Source organism: Sphingobacterium sp. UBA7253 (genome assembly GCF_002472745.1).
Classification (GTDB): Bacteria; Bacteroidota; Bacteroidia; order Sphingobacteriales; family Sphingobacteriaceae; genus Sphingobacterium; species Sphingobacterium siyangense.
Genome location: NZ_DKSP01000134.1, coordinates 39,664 through 42,494, shown reverse-complemented (window position 1 = coordinate 42,494; position 2,831 = coordinate 39,664). Strand labels below are relative to the sequence as shown.

Annotated in this window: 1 protein-coding gene and 2 pseudogenes; 2 read left to right on the top strand and 1 reads right to left on the bottom strand. The window is 39.7% G+C overall.

The features are described from left to right. Window positions 1-689, bottom strand: a pseudogene (locus B2X72_RS13870) (RluA family pseudouridine synthase); the annotation flags it as partial. Window positions 690-1,028: 339 nt separating this feature from the next. Here B2X72_RS13870 and B2X72_RS13865 point away from each other — a divergent pair. Beyond that, window positions 1,029-1,502: a Dps family protein gene (locus B2X72_RS13865; RefSeq protein ID WP_145327460.1), complete on the top strand. Its 474-nt coding sequence runs from the start codon at window positions 1,029-1,031 to the stop codon at window positions 1,500-1,502. Between the two features lie 148 nt (window positions 1,503-1,650). Next, window positions 1,651-2,831: pseudogene (locus B2X72_RS13860) on the top strand (TIM-barrel domain-containing protein); the annotation flags it as partial.

Genomic DNA, 2,831 nt, shown 5'->3' with positions numbered 1-2,831 from the left:
ATCGTCGATAGCAACTGGTGTAAATGGTTACTTTCTGTCTCCAGGGCCAAATGCATTTCATATTGAAAACGTTGAAGCTGTTGTTTGTCTTTTAAACTCTGGCTCCGCATGTCTTCCATCAATAACTCGTACTCCGCATCCGATAAAGTGACCTTCAATTTTGTACGGGTTTCTTTGCGTTCCTTCTTTTGAATTCTCAATTTCGATTTTAGTTCATCGAGTGATTTATCCCATCCGTTTTTTAATAGACCAAGATTACGTTGGGCGTTTGCCAGCTCTTCACTTGCTTCAAGATTTTCTATTTTTCGGTTCAGCGCATTGAGATGCACCTCTTCGTTTAGGAAAAAACTGTTTTCTTCCAACATATCGAAGATGGGAGGTACAAAATGCCGGTGTTTGTTGCTTCCGGCCAGTTTTCCCGAAACAGCGGCAAGGTAGCCAAGCTCATTATGTTGGTTTCTGACAACCAGTACACCGAACATTTTTCCAATAGCGAGTCCCTCCACGGCGGAGTCTAGGCCAAAATTGTGGGTCCAATCGCTTTGGGTTTCGATGTAGTATTGGAGTTCTTGTGCGGCAGTGACGGCAAGGGGGTGCGGTTCATAGCAAAATGGAAAAGTAAATCGTATCGGAAGTTCAATAGCTGAAATATCCTGTTTGAATTGATGAAAATATGTATTGTTGTCCATTTTGTCCGCAGCGCTCCCTCAAAATAAAGATGTTCGCAAAAATACAACATTATGTGCTTTAAATAATAGCTTGATCGATTTTTGTTTAAAATGTTTCGTATATAAGATACTGTTTAGGTTTAATTGCTGTCGACAAAGATCAAGGTCACTCCAGCTTCGGTATTTTCATTTTTTCGGTATAGCAAACCCTTTGCAGCTATACGATATACAAGTCGGTTTTGGCATAATGGGTTGAGGTAACTGTTGTGAATTTGAGTGGCTTTTTATTTGGTTTTTACCGCATTTTTGGGTAAATTTAACTAAGCATTTAAAACATATAGTTAACAAAAGATTATACATATGAAAACTTCAATTGGAATTAAAGATGCGGACTTGAAAAAAGTTGCAAAGTTGCTAAATGTGCTGTTGGCAGATGAACACATTATCTACATGAAAACGCGCAACGCGCATTGGAATGTAGAAGGTGCGGATTTTCATGCTGCTCACTTATTTTTGGAATCACAATACGATGAACTAGCTGAAGTGATCGATGAAGTAGCAGAACGTGTACGTACTTTAGGGCATTATGCGGTAGGTACGTTTGATAAATATTTGAAATTGACTCGTTTAACGGAGTCTGCTTCAGAAAAAACCGACAGTCAGTCCTATTACAAGGAATTGTTGGCTGACCATGAATCTATAGCGATGTCAATTCGTGCCGATATTTCCGTGGTTGAAGGAACTGCAGATAATGGTACGGAGGACTTTTTGGTCGGATTATTAGAAAAGCATGAGAAGATGGCTTGGATGCTTCGTGCGCATTTCATTAAGTAAGCTGTAGAACTTTATCCACAGGTATTGAAAAAAATCCCGTCTATCCCGATAGGCGGGATTTTTTTTTGTGTTTTGTTGTCAGCGCAGGATTAATTTTCTATCTTAAAGAGGAATTAAGCCTTCAGAAACTTTTTAACATATTACAACTATGCTTGAAGACGACAACCTAAATCAAACCACACTAAATGAGGAGGAAAATGATGGTACTTTGGAGAGTATGCATCATGTGAATAATCCGGTATTGGATTTACCTAAAATTGAAAAGAAATACCTTGAAACCATAGTAGCCCACAATCAAAACGATAAGTCCTATTATTTTTCTGACGGCAAAGCCAAGGTAGAAATTAAGATCGTCACGGACGAGATCGTCAGGGTTCGGCTGGCTCCACAAGGGACTTTTTTGGAGGATTTTTCCTATGCCTTGGCCAAGAAAGATCATCGTGTTAGTATACATCAATGTAAGGAAGAGACTGACCATTATCTGGTTCATACGAATACAATTTCTTGTAAGATCAATAAGAATGACTTTTTGATTTCTTTTGCTGATCGTTCAGGGAAGCTGTTTAACGCTGATTTGGCACCGATGCACTGGGAGGAAAATCCCGATTTTGGAGGTTACTATGTATATAGCACGAAAGTGGCCTTTGAAAATGAAGCTTTTTATGGACTTGGGGACAAGGCGACTAAATTGAATCTGAGAGGTAAAAGGCTTAAAAACTGGAATTCAGATACCTATGCTTTTGCTTACGATCAAGATCCATTGTATAAAACTATTCCATTTTATATCGGCTTAAAAGATGGTGAGGCCTATGGGATTTTCTTTGACAATACCTTTAAAACGTATTTTGATTTCGCTGCGGAAGATCCGGGAAAAACAAGCTTTTGGTCCGAAGGCGGGGAACTGCAGTACTATTATATCCATGGTCCGCATATTATCGATGTTATCCGTCGTTATCATACGTTGACAGGTACGCATTACCTGCCACCCTTGTGGGCAATTGGCTACCACCAGTGTCGTTGGAGCTACTATCCCGAAGCGAATGTCCGGAAGGTTGCTGAGGAGTTTCGGAAGCGACAGATTCCATGTGATGCTATTTACCTAGATATCGATTACATGGAAGGATACCGCTGTTTTACCTGGAATAAACAGTATTTTCCTAATCCTAAAAACATGATCAGCGATTTGGCCAATGATGGTTTTAAAACCGTGGTGATGATCGATCCGGGTATTAAGGTTGATGAGAACTACTGGGTGTTCAGGGAAGGAAAAGAGAATAAATATTTTTGTCGTCGAGGGGACGATTATTTTATGGAAGGATTTGTATGGCC